The following is a 17,506-nucleotide window of genomic DNA, read 5'->3' as shown; positions in this document are numbered from 1 at the left end:
CAAAAAGGACCTCGTATACTAGATGTCCTTTTTGCTCGTCTTTTTATAAAAATCGCTTTCGAACACTTGGCGACGGCAGCATACAGCTTTCTTCTTTCTTTCCGAACCATTTGTAACGGTTTCTGGCAATGAAATCATAAACGAAGTTCCGGATGAAGCCTGGAACGATGATGAAACCGTAAAGCAATTTCCACGCCCCTTGTAAGCGGCGGCAAATCCTCAAGGCTGCAGATGATTTATAGTATGCCTTATCCCTTTCGATCAGCACCATGCTATCTATATCTGCAGGAACATCATACTTCTTCAGCAACTCTTGTCCCGCCTCACTTTGAAGCGAAGCGTAATGAAAAAGCCCCTGCGGATCCCGCTTTATGATGAACTGGACACTCGAATCGCAAAAGTTGCATTCACCATCAAATAAAATGACCGGATTCATGAACATTCCTCCTATAGAGAGACGTTATCATACTCATGCTTCTATAATACACTACCCGTTTTGGTAAGGCGAAAACGTATGGAGATGCTTGGAGTTTTGGAATTTTGGAAGGGATTGTTCGTTCCGGCAAGTCACTAAACGGGTGCGTGTGCCATAAGAAGGCTGCGATTGGCGGTTGGACCCCTGGTTTAAGTCTCTGTTATCAAACTGTTATTTTCCATTAACTATACTGTAAACAAGCTATGATATGGTAGTAACTCCAATGAATTTCCTGAAAAAGCCGGCAATCCTTTTTTAGAGGAAAGCCGGTTTTTTCATTCAAAGCATAATTAAGGATTAGGAGATATAACTAGCGGTTTCTTTAGAGGAGGTAAGATTTAATGAAACGTGATCCTTATTTTGATAATGCGAAAGCTGTTTTAATCGTACTAGTGGTTTTGGGACACACATTAGCTCGAATGGTGGAAGAAAACGAATGGATTTTAACTATTTATTTGTTTGTCTTTTCATTCCATATGCCAGCTTTTATTTTAGTATCCGGCCATTTTTCAAGAAAGATAAAAAGTAAAAAGGACCTCTGGGTGCTAATAAAGAAAATATTAATTCCCTATGTAATATTCCAGGTGATTTATACCTTCTATTATCAGAGGTTATTTGATGAACCAATTGAATTCACCATTTTGACTCCAAGATGGGCCTTATGGTTCTTAATAAGCTTATTCTGTTGGAATATATTATTGTTTATATTTTCCTCCAGGAAATATGGAATCGTTTTTTCGATAATGGTATCTCTAATAATTGGTTACATTGGTGAAGTAAATGAATGGTTAAGTTTGTCGAGAACGTTCTTTTTCTTTCCTTTCTTTTTAATTGGACATTTTTTAGAAAAAGATCATTTTGAATGGGTTAAAAAGAAAAGTAATGCCATAATCGGCTGGGGTGTACTAGGGTTAATCTTTGCCGGCATTTATTTCTATGGTGAAATTACTTGGAGGGAATGGTTTTATGGCCGTTTAGGTTATAAGGAATTAATGGAAGGTTCCATTGCCCTCGGTTTTATATATAAGTTGATCGTTTATTTAATCATGGGAGCAGCAACTTATTGCTTTTTTTGTATTGTTCCTAAAAAGCATACATTTTTTACTGAAATAGGATCCATTACATTAGTTATTTATCTTTTTCATATGTTTATTCTGGAATATGTTTATAACTCATTTATTTATGATTGGATCAAAGAAAGTGGCCAATATTATGTTTTAATAGTCATACCTTTAACTATTATATTTATATTATCAAGAAAGCCGATTGTAAAAGTGGAATGTATGTTAATAGGAATGAAAATGAAAACATAACAGAATTTAATCATTAAATGAAGATGTGTTTAAATAAGGCTGGTTTAAACTAGCTGCATCAGAGTCTGAAGAATGTCCAAAACGGTTCGAAATACATGAACATGAATATTTCATATAAGTAATGTAATGATCAAGCACCTAAACAGTAACTAGCCCTTCATTTGAAGGGTTTTTTCATGAAAAGATATTGTCATGCAGGAGGAACCTATCGACATCAGGATAAAAAAAACACACAGATACCCCATTTGGTGATTTACAAATTTAAAAGGGGAATCTTTTTTTATTTAAGTGGATCCTCCCACTAAAAGGGCAATAACCCTTATAAAGTTATTTCAGGAAAGAAAATGAAGGTCATTAACCGAAATGTTTCCAAAATTATTAAAGGGGAATTACTTTTGTATTTCACTTTCAATAAAACATCTTTTAGCTTTCAGATTTATTTTATTATGACAATATAGAATTTTACTATCATTAAAGGAGAGGCATATGAAAAAGTTTTTCTTCATCTTCATCTTGGCTTTACTCCCCTTCGCCTCTACGACTGTAAGTGCAGAATCTGACTTACCTCTCAATAGTGAAGCAGGGATCATTATTGATGCGAAAAGTGGGAATGTACTATACGAAAAAAATATGAATAAAAGTATGTATCCAGCCAGTCTAACGAAAGTTGCCACAGCTATATATGCTATCGAACATGGGGATCAGAACGAACTGGTGACGATAAGCAAAAAAGCGGCGGAGGCAGACGGTTCTTCGGTATTTATTGAACCTGGGGAGGAAATAGAGCTTTCGAAATTAATTGCAGGAATGCTGATCAACTCCGGAAATGATGCAGCCATCGCAATTGCTGAGCATATGTCTGGTAGTGAAAAATTGTTCATGGAAGATTTGAATGAGTTTTTAAGAAAAGAAGTAAACGTCACCGATACTCATTTTACGAACCCCCATGGATTATTTGACAAAGACCATGTAACTACAGCCAGTGACCTTGCGAAAATTACCCAATATGCAATGAAAAATGAAACTTTCCGTGAGTATTTTGGGAAGAAGGAGTTACCATGGGAAGTGGAAACATGGGACACAACTCTAGTTACCCATCATAAAATGTTAAAAGGCGAACTCCCTTATAAGGGAATAACCGGCGGGAAAACCGGTTTCGTCAGTAAATCCGGTTACACCCTGATTTCTACTGCCACTAGGGGAGAACAGGACTTGATTGCCGTCACTCTGAAAGCTCCTTCAGACAAGGTTGCCTACTCTGATACTGAGCTTTTATTCAACTATGGCTTTGAAAACTTTAAATCAGGCAAAATTGATAAAAAAAGCAAACTTTATTCAGCGGACTATTCTAATTCCTACAGGCTGAACGAAGACTTATACTATACTCATTTAATTAATGATCAACCTAGTCTAAAAACGAGTAATGATGGAATTCTCTCAATCATGAACCAACAAGGGGAAGCAATAGAATCCTTTGACCTTAAAACGGTCGCTGATGTCAGGAACACAGTATTGCCTGCCTCGATTAAAAAAGAAACAATCGATGATAATAAGATACTAAATTTTCTTTTCAATCTCTAGGATGGGTAGGCTTCGTCATTTTATCATTCTCATTACGGTTTTCTAAAGAAAAACAGAAAAAAATCGAAGAGCCCGTTACTGAAAAAATCACAGCAAGGAATCAGAGGCGTTGCAGCCTTATACATACCCCGGACACTAAAGGGGATAAAAGAGTGCACTTATCATTCATGACAAATAGGTGTACTCTTCTTTTTATGATGATCCCAGGACAGGAATATTCTTATAAAGTACCGCAACCGAATTGGAAATGGAGTATATGACCATAATAGTGTTAAATAAAACTATTAGGGATGATTTCATGATGTATATCTATAATGATTATGGGGGTACACATACAACGTCTTTGGCAGCCGCATATCATTTAAAACAATTACCTCAATCGGAAAGAAAATTAACTTCGGAAGAAATATTAAATGTAAAATATTTTAATAAATTAACGAAAGAAGATTCTGGAAAGCTAATTTTTCGCGGAACCGATGAAGAGGGCAACTCAGTTTATACAATTGGACATAGAAGAGACAAACTTGTGGTTCCCGCATTAAAAGAATTGACTTTACTATTAGAAGAAAAATTTCATTTTAACGAAAAAGTAGTATTCTCCAATACATCCCCAACTGTACCTATTGCTATGTCTATAGGGGGATATTTATCAAGAGCATTAAAAATTGATTTTATAGGTGTACCATTATTGCTTATAGGTGCCAAACAATGCTGTGATAATATTTTTCGGTTGGTTGAAAATACGAAACAAATAGGGAAAGCAGCGAATGGGGAAAAAGTGATTATATTGGAAAATGAAATATATAAGTAATACTATTAAATGTTTTATCTCTGTTAGTAAAAGATTGCTTAGCGATAGGAATTCGTTTTTTTGAAAAATGCCACTTAATTAGGGATTCCGGAATTGAATTAGAAGTAATAGGATATATATTTTAATAAATTTAAATGTCGATATACATTAAGTCAACAATTGATGTTGGCTTTTTTGTTACGCTTCTGGATGGATATGTGCAATAGAAGAGGAGGTGCTTGTTCATTTATCGGCGCAGGATATTCAACAAGGGGATATATTGTTAAAAAGAAAATGGTAATTGAACTTAACCGAACAATAAACCGCCACCCGAAAGTGGAGGTTTATTATTGAATCGAGGAAATTACTGTTCTTTTAAGCTGGTTACAGAAACACTTTGTTTTTTATTTGGATCATCAAGGGGATGGATTGTAGCTGTTCCATTTTGTTCATCAACATGCTCAATGTAGATACTTTCCTCATTATAGGTTACATTAGCCATATTTGGTGAAGAAGCAATTTCTTCTGCTCGTTGTGCGTTCATTTTAGCCACCTCCTTTGAATTTGCAACATATATAATATTTGTTACGAATTACTTAGATATACTTGTTGTAATTAAAATTCTTCCAAGAATCCCTTACACCCTTACTTAACTAACTGGTACGTCAGCTGAAGAACGAGTAATATTTAAGGTAGCTTATAATCATTTAGACTAACGTGGCAAGCTAGTTCAAAAGATTTAAATCAGTGGTTTGATATAATTACAGAAAATTAAAAAAGTTTTAAGGGGATGAAAAATGAATATTAAAGGATTTTCGATTTCTACTAATAAAAAGTATTTAGATGTAGATGTAATACATAATTTTTTGAATCAAGAAGCTTACTGGTCAAAGGGAATACCAAAGGAAACAATAATGAAGTCAATTGAAAATACGACCTTATGTTTTGGGGTTTATAAAGGTGAAATAGGTAATGAAGATAGTGAACAAGTTGGATTTGCAAGGGTAATAACAGATTTAGCAACACATGCATACCTTTGCGATGTGTTCATATTACCTGACTATCGTAAATTAGGATTATCAAAATGGTTAATGGATGTCATCACCAACCATTCCGAACTGGAAGGGGTTCGCAGGTTTATGTTAGCTACTAATGATGCACATTCATTATATAAAAAATACGGTTTTAATCAGATCGATAATCCAGAGCTATTTATGCAAAAAGTCCGTAAATCTCCATTTTAACAATAAGCTTATTTTCATTAACGGAAGCGAAAGGTTTAGACCCTGCATAATCGTGCACAGAATGTCGGATGATTCGTTTCAATTCCTGCTATTCTTTTGATATAAGGAGGTCATGGAATGGATTTGCTAAAAAATATGAATGGTGCCATTAAATTCATTGAAGAAAATCTTACGAACGAAATTGACTTTAAAGAAGTTGCAAGGCTAGCTTATTGCTCGGAATATCATTTTAAAAGGATGTTTTCGTTCCTTGCAGGTATTTCACTATCCGAGTATATCCGCCGAAGACGACTTTCACTTGCGGCGTTTGAGCTAAAGGATAACAACATAAAGGTCATTGATATAGCGATAAAGTACGGGTACAGCTCACCTGACTCTTTTGCAAGAGCGTTTCAACATTTGCATGGTATCACACCATCAGAAGCGAGAAGTAACGGCCATTCACTTAAAGCCTATCCACCGATGTCCTTCCAATTATCCATTAAAGGAGGAAGTGAAATGAACTATCGTATTGAAGAAAAAGAGGCATTTCACATTATTGGAATTAAAAAAAGGGTTCCAATCATTTTTAACGGGGTTAATCCAGAGATTGCATCTATGTGGAAAAGTTTAGACGAGAAAACGATAAATGAACTTAAAAACCTATCGAATGTCGAGCCATTGGGGCTGCTTAGTGCATCTGCGAATTTTTCCGAAGGCCGGTTAGAGGAAAAAGGGGAGCTTGATCATTATATCGGCGCAGCGACAACGAGGGAGTGTCCAGATAACTTATCACAGCTTGAAGTTGATGCATCTACATGGGCAGTATTCGAAGCGGTAGGTCCCTTTCCTGAAACACTGCAAAATGTATGGGGACGTATTTATTCCGAATGGTTTCCATCCTCTAACTATGAACAAAGGGAAGGACCGGAAATCCTTTGGAACGAAAATAAAGATATAACCTCACCAGCATTTAGAAGTGAAATATGGGTCCCCGTTTTGAAAAAGTGAGGATGGACGAAAGATTTATTCGAAAAGCTGTCTTAAGGCAGCTTTTTTGCATGTAACAAACAGGGCAGGATAATGGAATAATGGCTAGGTAATATTTGTTATAACGAGCTACTTGTTATTGCTTTATATAAATGCTTTTAAATTACGATGATATTTGATATACAAAAACGACTTAGTGGACTAAGTGAACCTTATGGCGGGCAAACAGATGGATGGGGAGTAATGGTTGATTAATAAATTATCAGTTATTAATGAACGAACGGGTGCTTTAGCTGAAGTTCGGAGCTGTCTTTATCACCGGCACCCTGAACGTTAGCAAATGGCTCGGCTCAGCGGTACAACCGTGTAAGGCCCGCGGATACAACCGACCTTTGATTATAATTACGATCAATCTTTTGCAGCGATTTGATCTTTTTATTTGTTTTTATAAGAATAACACGAACAGAACAAATGTTCCAGTATAAAAGTGTAAAATTATTACTTTTTATTAAAATCTCTCTGGTAAAGGGTATTGTTGATTCTCTTGAAGACTAAAGGGGGAGGATAGTTGAAGACATATTTCCTTAAGATGGGCGGGAACAGCTTGCTTGAGCAAATTAAAAGGTTATTTAAAAAGGTTGAGCAGAATGAGATTAATGATGGGTATGTATTTGTTTTAAGAGAAGGGTTAATAAGAAGAATAGTTGAATTAGGCGGTACTTGTGAGGTTGAATAACTCATCTTTTGGGAACTGAAAAAAGTACTTTGATCAAGTATGGATCAAAGTACTTTCGATTTAACAAACTACCAATTCCACGACAAATTACAGCCAAAGTCAACATGTTTCTTCTTACAACAATCGTGCTGTTCATTATCGCAGCGCTTTTTCTTCTTACAACAATCGTGCTGTTCATTATCGCAGCGCTTTTTCTTCTTACAACAATCGTGCTGTTCATTGTCGCAGCGTTTTTTCTTCTTACAACAATCGTGCTGTTCATTATCGCAGCGTTTATTCTTCTTACAACAATTATCGTGCTGTTCATTATCATAGCGTTTTTTCTTCTTACAACAATCGTGCTGTTCATTATCGTAGCGTTTTTTCTTCTTACAACAATCGTGCTGTTCATTATCGCAGCGTTTATTCTTCTTACAACAATTATCGTGCTTGCACCAATCGTGTTGATGGTCCTCATCACAGCATTTTTTCTTACACCAATCGTGTTGATGATCCTCATCACAGCATTTTTTCTTACACCAATCGTGTTGATGGTCCTCATCACAGCATTTTTTCTTACACCAATCGTGTTGATGGTCCCCATCGCAGCATTTTTTCTTGCACCAATCGTGTTGATGGTCCTCATTGCAACATTTATTCTTACACCAATCGTGTTGATGGTCCTCATCGCAGCATTTATTCTTACACCAATCGTGTTGATGGTCCTCATCGCAGCATTCTTTCTTACACCAATCGTGTTGATGGTCCTCATCGCAGCATTCTTTCTTACACCAATCGTGTTGATGGTCCTTATCGCAGTGATTTTTCTTAGAACAATCCTCGTGATAACACATAGAAATGTCACTTCTTTCTATCTTATTAAATAAATAAAGGCAAAGCCTTCTCTATTTAGAGAGGGCTTTGCTAGTCAAGATTAAAAACTACTCAACACCGTCATTTACGGAGCAGGAAGAGTATTAGTTGTTGGAGTAGTTGTAGTTTCACAACGACGTTCATTTACGTCGCAAATACCACCATGTGAATCCACAATAACTTGACGAGTAACTGTAATTGTAGTGCGTAGTACGATCTTGACTAAAATAGCATTGGCAGTAACAAGTCCTGTAGGGCCGATGACTGGAACGCCTGGTTGAGCAAAGATCCCTTCTATTGTTAATGGGGGTTCTACTATCATATCCTCAGGGCAGGCACCTGGAAAATCTGTATGCTCCTGGAATGGTAAACTAGTTGCAAGTGTGGCTGTTAAAACAGGAGTGGTTGTTCCTGGTGCCGTAAACGTTACCGTAACAGTTACAGGAATAAGCCCGATGTTAACAACTTTGTCCCTAATAATTGTCGTGTTACGGGTAATACCAGCTAGATTTGGTACAACAGATACTGTTCTAATTGTGGATCCAGCTGGTATAACAGGAGCAAACGCGGTAAAAGGAAGTGTTGTTTCTGCAACCTTTTGTACCGCTTTTGAGCCTACAACTGAATTAACTAGGACACAGTCGCTGTTTAATGGTGCAGCGAGTTGGCGAGCTGGAGCTGTAAAATTACAATTGCAAGCAGATTGGTCGTGAGACTTACAAACTTTACAAGGTTTTTTATGATTAAATCTTGAATCATTCCCAAAACCCCAGTCGCTGTCAGAACATGCAGAACCCCAGTTGCTGTGCATCGGATTATTCTTACCGAAATTTCCCATAAAATCTCAATCCTTTCTTGTAACTATTTTTTTTTTCGAAAATGAAATGGAGTGTAGTATCGAACCGTACTAAAGCACTGCCAAAAGTATTTTCGTAGTAGTTACAAAATATAGTATTAATAAATTAAGGCAATTGCTTGGACATGTTACTTATATTTCCGGACAAACTGTAAATATTTATAGGTTTTTAATGTAGCATTAGAGGGAGTATGGAACGCGGTAAAGAAATGGATGAATCCAAAAACGGCAAAAAGTTAAACATTGAAAAGCGGTGCCTGCGAAAATACTGATAAACGCAAAAAGGTCTTCTTTGCTCGACTTTTCGGAAAGTGAACAAAGAAGACCTAGGCCCTTTTTAAGGAGTCTAAACGAAGTTTCGTTTCCGTTACCAACGTTTAGATCTATGAGGGTAATAGAGGGAACTTCAACCGTTAACTTTTATGATGCTAAAAAATAGCGTGTGCCAAGGTTTATTTTACCGTTTTTCTAATTCGGCTGGAGTTGGTCAAGGGGTAAAGTATTCCTTTTCGCCATCGGGAAAGGAAGACAAGCCCATGTTGGAAGACTTGATTTATAATCACGGATCAAATCATTTTCAGCTATTTGAAAAGAACAGATGTTCTAAATTTGAATGTAAAATTATTATTTTTTTAACAAGATCAGCTCGATATATTGTTGTTTTCTCTTGAAGAACTAAAGGGCAAGGGTAGCAAGACAGCCTTAGTGTTATCGAACTACGCAAGAAATATATGTTATAATTATCCAAAAAAGGATAAATTTATTTTGAATACTTAATGAAATGTGCTTTACTTCAATATGGAGTTTGATCTGCGGCTGTTTTCTAATGCAACTAGCGGCGGAGGATAGTTCAAGAAGCTTAGTATATACGTTCTGTATAGTATACAAAAAAAGATAGGGGCGGGGTTCTTTGGGTTTCAATACCGGTGATATAGTATATCAACTTATTATATTTATTTTTTTGTTTGGTATCATTTTTGCTGTTTACTTTTTTGTTCGGTCTCTCCTTACAAAGACAAACAAATCTAATAGCATAGAACAAAAACTTGATAGAGTAATTGAGCTGCTTGAAAAGGATAGAAGAGATTAATTTCTTTTAATCCAAGTTTGTAGATAATAGGGGTTCTATCTAAATTTTAAAACTAAGTTGATTGGAACGGAAGGTACGAGACTCCTGCTTAGAAAAGCGTGTCCAGGGAGACCCCGCAGGCGCAAAGAGCGCCGAGGAGGCTACCGGACCGCCTGCGGAAAGAGAGTGACTGGAGTGGAAATCAACGATCGGATTTTACAAAACCTCTAAACATTGTTGGCAAAATGAATAATATCGAGTTTGTCTGCAGTCTGGGATTAATTTCTTTTAATCCTTTTCTATTTTTTGTCAAGGTAACTTGGTGCGTTAGCTGAAGATCAGAGTTTCTTATGAAACTATCGGCGCAGGTTAGTCCAAGAAGAAGCCGAATATATTTTAGTGATTTCATCTAGTGCAAAAAAGATTATGGAGCAAATGACGGCAAAGATAAAGAAACCTCCTGGGTCAATAAAGTATGCAGCCAATCCAAAACCAATATGTATTGATCCAGATAACCAGAAACGAATATTGAAATACTTCATTGAGATAAATTCAGCAATTAGTGAGACTGGTAAGCCATAAAAGAAATTTCCAATCAAACTATAAAAAAGAACAACAATAAAATCTCCATCTAAATTCAAGGCTGGTTCTTCAAAAATTGAAACTAGAAATAAACCAATTGAAAAGGTCAATGATGAGTAGAATGCCACTTTAATTTTTCTTGATTTGTCTTTAAACAGAAGCTTCCTAATGACAGGAAATAAAAACGCAATCGTTATAAAAGCAAGTAAAGTTTTCATTATTATTGGTGTAGTTGAAACAAGTACTATTGTCAGCAAAACAAGCACGGTGAAAACAAGAATATAAGAATTTCCTTTTATCATAGATACCTCGAACCTTTTTACCGTAATTGTACAATAAACCGAAGTTAGTAGGAATTGCTTGTTGAACTAACGGGTCGTTTGCGTTAAAGGGATAAGGTGTCCGTCATTATAGAGATTGTAGCTAACCCTGTTGCTGCTTCTGCCGAATTTGGGAACGTCAAGTTGGTTCATGGATCGGCGATATTCTTGAACGAGATAAGTGGATTCCCAAATGGTCTAGTGGGGATGATAAAAAGTTTCCGGAGATTTTTGTGTCATTATCCTAATTAGAACATAAGTTGAATTAACCCATTTAATTATTTCCTCCTAAAACAAATAAGGAGATGTTTCTATTGTCAAATTGTGGTCATGAATCAAGTTGTGGTAACGATATTGGTGGATTTGGTGGCGGTTTCGCTTTTATAGTCGTTTTGTTTATACTTTTAATCATCGTTGGAGCGGCTTGTTTCGGCGGTGACGGAGGTTACGGCGGCGGTCATGGCGCCGTTCAAGGTTATGGCGGATTCTGCTAAAAGTAGTATTTAAAAAAAGCCGACCTTTATTGGTCGGCTTCTTTTATGACTAATTTATCGCGAAGTAAGCTTAATGATTGAATCGATAATTTCATCCCAATCTTCACTGTGAATCTCATGCCCTGATCCATCAAGAGTCACTAATTCTGCATGAGGGATGGCTTTAGCGAGAGCAAGCCCGTGCTCGTATGGCAAGGCTGGATCTTCTGTTCCATGAATAATGAGGACAGGTACGGATATCTCACCCATTCTATCAAAATATTCGTCTCCGCCAGCAAGCAAAGCATGATTAAATCTGCTCGGTAGCTGTTTGGCGCGGTCCGCCTCTCTTTTTGCCAGTTTATACATTCTTTCCTGCTCATAAGGTTTGGAACCGGCTAAAGTTTTCCATCCATCCGCAAGAAAAGCGATGACCGCCTCCCGATTCGACCAATCCATGGAAGCACTCTTCGCATGATGATCCAATATGCTTTGGTCCATTGGAGGCAGTTTTTCCATTACAGTCCCGAACACACTTGATGCAATTAGCGTAAGCGTAGTTACGCGTTCCGGATATCTTAATGCAAGAATCTGGCCGATCAAACCGCCTAGGGACATTCCGACGATAGACGCCCGCTCTATGGAATAAGCGTCCAGTACACCCGCGGCATCGTCAGCCATGTCCGTTATTGTATAGTTGGAGGTACCGGGTTCATAACTGACCGATCGTCCGAGATCCCGATGATCGTACCGAATGACAAACCTCCCCGAAACAGCGAGGCGGAGACAGAAGTCATCATCCCACCAATCTAATGAAGACATCGCTCCCATGATCAAAAGCACAGCAGGGTCCTTACGGTTTCCAAAACTTTCTGTACATATATCCACTTTATTTATTTTCAGTATCTGTTCACTCATGTTTTTTACCTCCGTATTAAATATTATCTAATAGCCGTTACCATGGCGCAGATCAATAAATTCTTTCCGGAGCATGATGATTGGCCTGCGCTTTTAATTATCGTAGTCTAACCCACTTAATAATCATGACGAGGCCTCCTTTTATATTTGTAAAATGGGAAATATCCCTATATTACTGTAACATGTGCGAATTCTTTGTACCACCAAATTTTTCCACGATTCCATGGAGACAGAAAACCCCGAATACAGAGCACCTTTTTTGGTGTCATTTATTCGGGGTTTATTGCAGATTCATTTTCCATTTATTGAGCTGTATATCCGCCATCTAACACGACTGCCTGGCCTGTGATGCCCCGTGCTTTGTCGCTTGCGAGGAAAATGGCGTAGTCGGCAATTTCACTTACATCGAGTAAGCGGTTTTGTGGGACAAGTGGATAGATGACCTCTTCCAAAACGCTTTCTAGTGGTACTTGCCTTGTTTTCGCCAGATCCTCCAATTGACCGCGGACGAGAGGTGTGTCTACGTATCCTGGGCAAAGGGCATTGACGGTAATGCCAAAAGAGGCGCTTTCCAAGGCGGCGACTTTCGTTAATCCGATTACACCGTGTTTGGCACTATTGTACGCTGCCTTGTTGGCAAATCCAATCAGGCCGTTAATGGAAGAGATGTTGATGATTCTGCCGAAGCCTTGTTCTTTCATGATCGGCAAAACGTTCTTAATTGAAATGAATGGCGCGGTCAGCATGATTTTGATCATCAGTTCGAATTTTTCAGTTGGAAACTCCTCGATTGGAGCAACATGCTGAAGGCCGGCGTTATTGATGAAAATATCTATTCGTCCGTATTTGTCTTTAGCTTGTTTGATTAGTTGGATAATATCCTCTTCACTTGTTACGTCTGCTTTTAAGCCGATAACTTCCAAGCCTTTGTTCCTTAGGTCTAAAGCAGCTTTTTCAACTGTGTTTTGATCAAGGTCGGACAAAACGACCTTTGCGCCATTTTCAGCGAATATCTTTCCGATCTCAAAACCGATTCCTCTAGCAGATCCGGTAATGATCGCCACTTTATCTTTAACCATATTACATTCCTCCAATAAAAAATGTAATGGTCCAGGTCTGCCATTTTATGTCGTAAATAGGGAATATTTCACAAGGTAAACTCCATTGGAAATATAAAGGGAAGGTTATAAAAATATGGTTTAGGTTAATGAGTAAGAGTCTATCATGATTTTCAAGATAAAAAAAGAATTTTATTTCCCCCTATCGTTGGCATAAATATTGCATAGATAAAAGGGTGAGTAAATAAAGGTAATTGAAACGGAAAGGGGAAGCTGGATGATTAAAAAAATAGCCATTATCGGTTCAGGTGTAATGGGGAGCGGGATCGCTCAGTCTTTTGCAGTTAGCGGGTATTTCGTCACCATTAACGATATAAAGGAAGAGTTGCTATATCATGCCCAAAATCGAATTTCTGAGAATCTATCACTGCTCATTGAGGAAGGGGCTTTAACTGGTCAGGAAAAGCAAGGTGCTTTAGCGAATATTACGTATAGCGTAGATTTGGAAGAGGCTGTAAGGGATGCTGACTTTATCATAGAGGCGATTCCGGAAGTCATCGAGCTGAAGTTAAATCTATATCAGCAAATGGAGGAAATAATCAAACCGGATGCCATTGTTGCTTCAAATACATCGACCTTTCCGATTTCTCAATTGATGGAGAAGTCCTCGTTTGCGGACAGAATGGTCATCACGCATTTCTTTAATCCGGGCCATTTGGTTCCGTTGGTTGAAATTGTTCAGCATGACGAAACAAAGCCCGAAATCGTCAAGACAACAATGGATTTAATGCGTAAAATCGGTAAGTCTCCGATTCTCTTGAAAAAAGAAATAGAAGGATTCATCGCCAATCGTCTCCAGACTGCCTTGATGCGGGAAGCCTTTTATCTATTAAAAGAGGGCGTTGCCGATGCTGAGGATATCGATACGGCGATAACGGCGGGACCAGGTTTTCGATGGGCATTTACTGGGCCGATCGAGATTGCTGATTTTGGCGGACTGGATACATGGCAGCGCGTTTTTGATAATGTTTCACCGGTATTGGATCAGAGTAAGGAAGCTCCTGATTTGATTCGTGATTTGGTGGCTAAGGGAAAGCTTGGGACGAAGTCGGGAGAAGGGATTTTTACGTATGAAGGATCTACCGTTTCCCAGAAAATCAATGAGAGGGACCGTAATTTTATTAAACTGGGAAAATTAAAAATGGAGAAGGAGGAAGAATTATGAGAGAAGTAGTGATTGTAGGGGCAGCAAGAACACCAGTTGGTGCGTTTGGAGGCAGTCTTGCCAATGTGTCGGCGGTTGACTTGGGAGTTGTGGCCGCCAAGGAAGCGATAAAGCGGGCAAATATCTCGGCTGACATGATCGATGAGGTATTGGTAGGGAATATTCTATCTGCTGGATTAGGGCAAAATGTGGCACGTCAGGTTGCGATTCATGCAGGGATTCCGGAAACAACGCCGGCCATGGCCATTAATAAACTTTGCGGATCTGGCCTCCGTACGGTAATAATGGGAGCGCAATTCATTGCCCTTGGTGATGCTGATGTGATTCTTGCCGGGGGTATTGAAAGCATGAGCAATGCTCCGTATTTACTTCCAAATTATCGTTTTGGACAGAAAATGGGTAATGCCGAAGCAGTCGATTCCATGACATATGACGCCTTAACGGATGTTTTTAATCAATATCATATGGGCGTGACTGCGGAGAATATCGCCGAGCAGTGGGAAATCAGCCGTGAAGAGCAGGACGAATTTGCTTTAGAGAGCCAACTGAAAGCTGAAAAGGCACAGCTTGAAGGACGATTTGCAGATGAAATCGTACCTGTTGAATATAAACGCAGAGGAAAGACGATTTTGGTGGACCAAGATGAACACCCGCGTCATGGGCTGACGATCGACCAGCTAGCGAAGCTGCGTCCTGCTTTTAAGGAAAATGGAACGGTTACGGCAGGAAATGCATCCGGAATCAATGATGGGGGTGCGATGTTAGTCCTGATGTCTAAAGAAAAAGCGGACGAGCTGGGACTGGAAGCATTAGCAACAATTAAGTCATATGCAAACGCTGCGCTTGATCCGAAAATCATGGGATACGGTCCTGTGCCTGCGACAAGGAAAGCTTTGGCAAAAGCGGGATTGACAATAGATGAAATTGATTTGATGGAAGTGAATGAAGCCTTTGCGGCACAATCACTCGCCGTGCTTAAAGACCTTGAGTTGAAGCCGGAGAAAGTGAATGTAAATGGCGGGGCGATAGCTCTGGGTCATCCTGTAGGTGCTTCCGGTGCCCGGATTTTAGTGACTTTATTGTATGAAATGAAACTTAGGGATGTAAAAACAGGCCTTGCTACCTTATGTATCGGTGGCGGACAGGGAACTGCGCTGATTGTGGAACGGTAATGACTTGGCCTCATTTTCCTATGATATAATGGAGGAAACTTCAGACGGGTTAAGGAGAATAGGAATGGCCAGCGATTATAAAACTATTCAATTGGAATTAGTGAAAGCGATATTGGAAGAATTGCCTTTTGGTGTTTTGGTAACGAAAAACGAAAAAGAAATCGTTCTCTGCAATCGCGTATTATCCGAGGCTTTTGCTGAGAATCCATTTGATCTGCGAATAAATTTGATTATTGAAAAAAATCTTGTGCCAGCTGTAAATACTCCGATCCGTTTGAATGATAATAATGGAATTGTCAGAAAAGCCATCATTCAAATGGGTGATGAGGAGTATCAGATTTATCTCCTATTATTTACAAATAATAAAAGTGATTTTCTTAATATCGATAATCATGAAGAACTTTTGTTTAAGGATATTATCGAATTTGCCTATGACGGCTTGGTGATGGTCGATACGGAAGGGTATGTCCAAATGCTGAGCCACGCTTATGCGGATTTTCTTGGCGTCGATCAGGAAAGCTCCATAGGGAAACATGTAACGGAGGTGATTGAAAACACCCGTATGCATGTGGTCGCCAAAACTGGCAAGCAAGAGGTCGCTGAATTACAAAAAATTAAAGATAATTATATAATTGCGACCCGCTCCCCGATAAGGAAACAAGGTAAATTAATAGGTGCGGTCGGAAAGATTCTTTTTAAGAATGTCGGGCAATTTACCGCTCTTTCCAAACGGATAAATTCACTTGAAGTAGAGCTGAAAAAGTACAAAGGCGATTTTCGCGAGCGAAATAAGGCCTCATATACGTTTGATCATTTGATGGGAAGAAGTCCTGCTTTCATGGAAGTAAAAGGTCAAGCCAAAATTGCCGCTAAAAGCGACTCGAATGTGTTGATTTTGGGTGAAAGCGGAACAGGTAAGGAGCTGTTTGCCCATTCCATTCATAATGACAGCAGACGGGCCATGGGTGTGTTTGTCAAAGTGAACTGTGCCGCCATCCCGGCAGAGCTGCTGGAGTCAGAGCTATTTGGCTATGAAGAGGGTTCATTCACTGGTGCCAAAAAAGGTGGAAAAGCAGGTAAGTTCGAAGCGGCTGAAGGCGGAACGATTTTTCTGGATGAAATCGGTGAGCTGCCACTGCATATGCAGGTGAAGCTACTCCGTGTTTTACAAGAAAAAGAGATTGAGAGGGTCGGTTCGACGGGAAGCATTCCGATTGATGTACGGGTAATCGCTGCAACGAACCGTAATCTGGAGGAAATGGTCTCGAAGGGGGAATTCCGACTTGATATGTATTACCGGTTGAAGGTCATGCAAATCCAGGTTCCTTCCTTGAGGGAGCGACCGGGGGACATTGAAATGCTGGTAAATCATTTTGTTGAAAAGTACCAGAACCTCATGAAAAAACGCGTAACGGGGATGAGTGAACAAGCTTTACGGCTGTTGCGTCTTTATAAATGGCCGGGTAATATCCGTGAGTTGGAGAATATCATTGAACGCGCAATGAATATAGTTGAAGAAGGGGAAATGATACGTTCCAAGCATCTCCCTAAAGAAATAACGGGTCATAAAGAATCAGTCTCGATTCGCACTTTAGCTGAAGTAATGGATGAAACTGAACGGGCTGCAATCGTTTCATGTTTGGAAATGACTTCTGGTAATAAATCAGAAACGGCAAAGAGACTCGGAGTGAGTAGAACAACACTGTATGAAAAAATGAATAAATATGGTTTATGAATGTAGAAAGCACCCTTTTGCCAAAGGGTTCAGACTGTAGACAAATTCGAAGAATATCGAAGTTTGCCTGCAGTTTTTTTACCTTAAAAACGTTTCGGGTGTTTTTTAGAAATCCGCTCCCTTTCCGCCGACTGTCTG

The 17,506-nt window shown here is 38.9% G+C and carries 18 protein-coding genes; 12 read left to right on the top strand and 6 right to left on the bottom strand.

Going from position 1 to position 17,506, the window contains the following annotated elements:
• Positions 1-43 precede the first annotated feature (43 nt).
• Positions 44-436: a thiol-disulfide oxidoreductase DCC family protein gene (locus ACFX4I_RS10710; protein ID WP_230300813.1), complete on the bottom strand. Its 393-nt coding sequence runs from the start codon at positions 434-436 to the stop codon at positions 44-46.
• A 380-nt stretch (positions 437-816) separates the two neighbouring features.
• Between ACFX4I_RS10710 and ACFX4I_RS10705 the strand changes: the two genes are divergently transcribed.
• From ACFX4I_RS10705 to ACFX4I_RS10695, 3 genes are all read left to right on the top strand, one after another.
• Positions 817-1,788, top strand: a complete 972-nt coding sequence (locus ACFX4I_RS10705) for an acyltransferase family protein (protein ID WP_377420486.1) — start codon at positions 817-819, stop codon at positions 1,786-1,788.
• Positions 1,789-2,274: 486 nt separating this feature from the next.
• On the top strand, positions 2,275-3,369 hold the full coding sequence (locus tag ACFX4I_RS10700) for a D-alanyl-D-alanine carboxypeptidase family protein (RefSeq protein WP_377420484.1): 1,095 nt from the start codon (positions 2,275-2,277) through the stop codon (positions 3,367-3,369).
• A 298-nt stretch (positions 3,370-3,667) separates the two neighbouring features.
• On the top strand, positions 3,668-4,180 hold the full coding sequence (locus ACFX4I_RS10695; protein ID WP_230300810.1) for a DUF3189 family protein: 513 nt from the start codon (positions 3,668-3,670) through the stop codon (positions 4,178-4,180).
• Positions 4,181-4,523: 343 nt separating this feature from the next.
• Here the strand turns inward: ACFX4I_RS10695 and ACFX4I_RS10690 are convergent, their stop codons facing one another.
• Positions 4,524-4,703: a small acid-soluble spore protein H gene (locus ACFX4I_RS10690; RefSeq protein ID WP_230300809.1), complete on the bottom strand. Its 180-nt coding sequence runs from the start codon at positions 4,701-4,703 to the stop codon at positions 4,524-4,526.
• Positions 4,704-4,956: 253 nt separating this feature from the next.
• On the opposite strand from ACFX4I_RS10690, the gene ACFX4I_RS10685 reads away from it, so the two are divergent.
• From ACFX4I_RS10685 to ACFX4I_RS10670, 4 genes are all read left to right on the top strand, one after another.
• The gene (locus ACFX4I_RS10685) at positions 4,957-5,403 is read left to right on the top strand and encodes a GNAT family N-acetyltransferase (RefSeq protein WP_283932114.1); all 447 of its coding nucleotides are present in this window, start codon (positions 4,957-4,959) and stop codon (positions 5,401-5,403) included.
• 117 nt (positions 5,404-5,520) lie between these two features.
• Positions 5,521-6,393 (top strand): AraC family transcriptional regulator, encoded by an 873-nt coding sequence (locus ACFX4I_RS10680; protein WP_309518527.1) that lies wholly within the window; start codon positions 5,521-5,523, stop codon positions 6,391-6,393.
• A gap of 547 nt (positions 6,394-6,940) precedes the next feature.
• Entirely contained in the window at positions 6,941-7,108 is a 168-nt protein-coding gene (locus tag ACFX4I_RS10675; protein WP_377420482.1) for a hypothetical protein, read from the top strand.
• A gap of 8 nt (positions 7,109-7,116) precedes the next feature.
• Positions 7,117-7,974 (top strand): hypothetical protein, encoded by an 858-nt coding sequence (locus ACFX4I_RS10670; RefSeq protein WP_377420480.1) that lies wholly within the window; start codon positions 7,117-7,119, stop codon positions 7,972-7,974.
• 71 nt (positions 7,975-8,045) lie between these two features.
• Here ACFX4I_RS10670 and ACFX4I_RS10665 read toward each other — a convergent pair whose 3' ends face one another.
• Positions 8,046-8,798 (bottom strand): hypothetical protein, encoded by a 753-nt coding sequence (locus ACFX4I_RS10665; RefSeq protein ID WP_377420478.1) that lies wholly within the window; start codon positions 8,796-8,798, stop codon positions 8,046-8,048.
• A gap of 928 nt (positions 8,799-9,726) precedes the next feature.
• Between ACFX4I_RS10665 and ACFX4I_RS10660 the strand changes: the two genes are divergently transcribed.
• Positions 9,727-9,906, top strand: a complete 180-nt coding sequence (locus ACFX4I_RS10660; protein ID WP_377420476.1) for a DUF4083 family protein — start codon at positions 9,727-9,729, stop codon at positions 9,904-9,906.
• Positions 9,907-10,241: 335 nt separating this feature from the next.
• On the opposite strand, the gene ACFX4I_RS10655 is transcribed toward ACFX4I_RS10660, so the two are convergent.
• On the bottom strand, positions 10,242-10,769 hold the full coding sequence (locus ACFX4I_RS10655) for a hypothetical protein (RefSeq protein WP_230303870.1): 528 nt from the start codon (positions 10,767-10,769) through the stop codon (positions 10,242-10,244).
• 332 nt (positions 10,770-11,101) lie between these two features.
• On the opposite strand from ACFX4I_RS10655, the gene ACFX4I_RS10650 reads away from it, so the two are divergent.
• Positions 11,102-11,281 carry a YjcZ family sporulation protein gene (locus ACFX4I_RS10650; RefSeq protein ID WP_283932110.1) on the top strand — a complete coding sequence of 60 codons (180 nt, stop codon included), beginning with the start codon at positions 11,102-11,104 and terminating at the stop codon, positions 11,279-11,281.
• A 54-nt stretch (positions 11,282-11,335) separates the two neighbouring features.
• On the opposite strand, the gene mleCBF is transcribed toward ACFX4I_RS10650, so the two are convergent.
• Both mleCBF and ACFX4I_RS10640 read right to left on the bottom strand, forming a co-directional pair.
• On the bottom strand, positions 11,336-12,178 hold the full coding sequence (gene mleCBF / locus ACFX4I_RS10645) for a CBF family alpha/beta fold macrolide esterase (RefSeq protein ID WP_377420474.1): 843 nt from the start codon (positions 12,176-12,178) through the stop codon (positions 11,336-11,338).
• A 302-nt stretch (positions 12,179-12,480) separates the two neighbouring features.
• A complete protein-coding gene (locus tag ACFX4I_RS10640) occupies positions 12,481-13,257 on the bottom strand; it encodes a 3-hydroxybutyrate dehydrogenase (RefSeq protein WP_061464627.1) in 777 nt (258 codons plus the stop codon).
• A 256-nt stretch (positions 13,258-13,513) separates the two neighbouring features.
• Between ACFX4I_RS10640 and ACFX4I_RS10635 the strand changes: the two genes are divergently transcribed.
• From ACFX4I_RS10635 to ACFX4I_RS10625, 3 genes are all read left to right on the top strand, one after another.
• Positions 13,514-14,461 carry a 3-hydroxyacyl-CoA dehydrogenase family protein gene (locus tag ACFX4I_RS10635; protein WP_377420472.1) on the top strand — a complete coding sequence of 316 codons (948 nt, stop codon included), beginning with the start codon at positions 13,514-13,516 and terminating at the stop codon, positions 14,459-14,461.
• A complete protein-coding gene (locus ACFX4I_RS10630; protein WP_377420470.1) occupies positions 14,458-15,633 on the top strand; it encodes an acetyl-CoA C-acetyltransferase in 1,176 nt (391 codons plus the stop codon). Before ACFX4I_RS10635 ends, ACFX4I_RS10630 begins: the two co-directional genes overlap by 4 nt.
• 64 nt (positions 15,634-15,697) lie before the next feature.
• Positions 15,698-17,368, top strand: a complete 1,671-nt coding sequence (locus ACFX4I_RS10625) for a sigma-54 interaction domain-containing protein (RefSeq protein ID WP_377420468.1) — start codon at positions 15,698-15,700, stop codon at positions 17,366-17,368.
• Positions 17,369-17,506 lie beyond the last annotated feature (138 nt).

Origin of the sequence: Peribacillus sp. YIM B13472 (assembly GCF_042788005.1) — a bacterium.
GTDB lineage: Bacteria > Bacillota > Bacilli > Bacillales > DSM-1321 > Peribacillus > Peribacillus simplex_E.
The sequence above is the reverse complement of the archived record's forward strand: the minus strand, read 5'-3'. Positions and strand labels throughout refer to the sequence as shown.

Bases quoted from the DNA above. Each gene is read 5' to 3' on its own strand.
- ACFX4I_RS10680 (WP_309518527.1), top strand. From the start codon at position 5,521: ATGGATTTGCTAAAAAATATGAATGGTGCCATTAAATTCATTGAAGAA.
- ACFX4I_RS10625 (WP_377420468.1), top strand. From the start codon at position 15,698: ATGGCCAGCGATTATAAAACTATTCAATTGGAATTAGTGAAAGCGATA.
- ACFX4I_RS10640 (WP_061464627.1), bottom strand. From the start codon at position 13,257: ATGGTTAAAGATAAAGTGGCGATCATTACCGGATCTGCTAGAGGAATC.
- ACFX4I_RS10705 (WP_377420486.1), top strand. From the start codon at position 817: ATGAAACGTGATCCTTATTTTGATAATGCGAAAGCTGTTTTAATCGTA.
- ACFX4I_RS10695 (WP_230300810.1), top strand. From the start codon at position 3,668: ATGATGTATATCTATAATGATTATGGGGGTACACATACAACGTCTTTG.
- ACFX4I_RS10630 (WP_377420470.1), top strand. From the start codon at position 14,458: ATGAGAGAAGTAGTGATTGTAGGGGCAGCAAGAACACCAGTTGGTGCG.
- ACFX4I_RS10700 (WP_377420484.1), top strand. From the start codon at position 2,275: ATGAAAAAGTTTTTCTTCATCTTCATCTTGGCTTTACTCCCCTTCGCC.
- ACFX4I_RS10690 (WP_230300809.1), bottom strand. From the start codon at position 4,703: ATGAACGCACAACGAGCAGAAGAAATTGCTTCTTCACCAAATATGGCT.
- ACFX4I_RS10710 (WP_230300813.1), bottom strand. From the start codon at position 436: ATGAATCCGGTCATTTTATTTGATGGTGAATGCAACTTTTGCGATTCG.
- ACFX4I_RS10685 (WP_283932114.1), top strand. From the start codon at position 4,957: ATGAATATTAAAGGATTTTCGATTTCTACTAATAAAAAGTATTTAGAT.
- ACFX4I_RS10635 (WP_377420472.1), top strand. From the start codon at position 13,514: ATGATTAAAAAAATAGCCATTATCGGTTCAGGTGTAATGGGGAGCGGG.
- ACFX4I_RS10655 (WP_230303870.1), bottom strand. From the start codon at position 10,769: ATGATAAAAGGAAATTCTTATATTCTTGTTTTCACCGTGCTTGTTTTG.
- mleCBF (WP_377420474.1), bottom strand. From the start codon at position 12,178: ATGAGTGAACAGATACTGAAAATAAATAAAGTGGATATATGTACAGAA.
- ACFX4I_RS10665 (WP_377420478.1), bottom strand. From the start codon at position 8,798: ATGGGAAATTTCGGTAAGAATAATCCGATGCACAGCAACTGGGGTTCT.